2 protein-coding genes and 1 pseudogene are annotated in these 1687 nt (G+C 55.1%); 2 read left to right on the forward strand and 1 reads right to left on the reverse strand.

Features of this window, described 5'->3' with window-relative positions; genetic code table 11:
• Window positions 1–310, forward strand: a 310-nt coding sequence (locus DSM25558_RS27525; RefSeq protein ID WP_200800808.1) for a 6-phosphogluconolactonase, incomplete at its 5' end; no start/stop codon positions are given.
• 3 nt (window positions 311–313) lie between these two features.
• On the opposite strand, the gene DSM25558_RS27530 is transcribed toward DSM25558_RS27525, so the two are convergent.
• A complete protein-coding gene (locus DSM25558_RS27530) occupies window positions 314–1210 on the reverse strand; it encodes a LysR family transcriptional regulator (protein ID WP_200800809.1) in 897 nt (298 codons plus the stop codon).
• Window positions 1211–1362: 152 nt separating this feature from the next.
• Between DSM25558_RS27530 and DSM25558_RS29900 the strand changes: the two are divergent.
• Window positions 1363–1687, forward strand: a pseudogene (locus DSM25558_RS29900) (class III extradiol ring-cleavage dioxygenase); the annotation flags it as partial.

Raw genomic sequence — 1687 nt, forward strand, 5'->3', positions numbered from 1 at the left:
ACCTCGCCAGGTCTATGCAAAGCTGCTGAATGCAGTAGAGAGCGGTCATATATCCTTTGCGCAGGCCACCACATTCAATCTTGACGAATATTGCGGTCTCGCTGGTTCGCACGCGGATTCTTTTGCGGCCTATATGTATCGGGAATTGTTCGACAAGGCGGACTTCGATCAGCAAAGGATCAATCTGATTGACGGAGCTGCGCAGGACGAGACTGCGGAGGCGGCGCGTTATGCACGTCTGCTTGGCGAAACCATGATAGACTTGCAATTGCTTGGTATCGGCTCGAATGGCCACATCGTCGGTGGTTGAAATTCAGAATAACTGGGGCGAGCGCAACACGAGGAAATCGATGAACGTGCGGACTTTCGCGGAAAGATATTTCCTGCTTGGGTAAACGGCATGGAGGGTGTTGCTGACGCCGATCGTCTCCGGAAACAGCAGTTCGAGACGGCCCGCTTTCAAATCTTCCGCCACCTGCCATTCCGGTAGGAAGACCATGCCCATTCCCCGTAAAGCCGCCAAGTGCAGAAGTGTCTCGTTGCTACTCAGCAGCACGTTGCGGACAGTGACTTTAAGGCGTTCGTTGTGACTGCCGAAGAAGATGCTTTCGCTGACACTGATACCATTGTAGCGAAGCATCGCATGGCCGTTCAAACCCGCAATGGTCTGCGGTCGCCCGGCATGATTGAGATAATCGGGCGATGCCATCAGGCGGAATTCTATCGTGGCGAGTGGCCGCGCAACGAGACCCGGATCGAGCCGGTCGGAAGACATTGCTCGCAGTGCAAGATCAAAGCCTTCGTCGACCATGTTGGTGATCCGGCCGCTCAGATCCATGTCCAGGCTGACATCCGGATAATGTTGGTTGTATTCAGCCAGAAGATCAACGAAGCCTGAACTGGCCGCCCATACTGGCGCACTGAATTTGAGCGTTCCGCGCGGCGCAACCGTGACATTACCGATTGACGCTTCCAGTTCGTCGAGCCCTTCAAGCATTTGCTTGGTTTGGCTGAAATACAGCGCGCCGGTTTCGGTGAGCGTGACACTCCGGCTGGTCCGATTAAGCAGCCGGCTTCCTAGGCGCTTTTCTAGGTGCATCACGTGTTTGCTCACCATTGCTGGCGATAGGTTCACACGGCCTGCTGCCCCGGTGAAGCTCTTGAACTCGGCGACCAGGCAAAAAACCCGCAGGCTCAACATCGTATCCATGATCATCAACATAGAGGAAATGATGCGTGTTGGTAAAGCTTATTGATCAGTCCAGGGAAAACAAGGACAGTTGCGGGGAAGACTGGCGGATGGAAGTGCTTGACCCGCACAACGTCCGACTGCAGCGGCGGGGCCCAGAAAGGAATGGCGACGTGACGACATCGAAATTACCTACTTATTTCCTCAGCCATGGCGGCGGCCCCTGGCCCTATATGACCGGTGGCTTTCGCAGCAATTTCGACAAACTTGAGCAGTCCTTGATCTAGATGCGGGCGGAACTTCAATACCAGCCCAAGGCTGTGCTGGTTGTCTCCGGCCATTGGGAGGAAAAAGGCTTTGCCGTCTCCTCGGGCAGCAACCCAGGCATGATTTACGACTACAGCGGCTTCCCCGACTATCTCTATCAGATCAAATATGGCGCGCCGGGCTCCCCCCAGCTCGCGCGTCATGTGATTGATCTGCTGCACTCTACCGGCA

It is taken from the genome of Agrobacterium sp. DSM 25558 (assembly GCF_900100825.1).
Taxonomy (GTDB): domain Bacteria; phylum Pseudomonadota; class Alphaproteobacteria; order Rhizobiales; family Rhizobiaceae; genus Agrobacterium.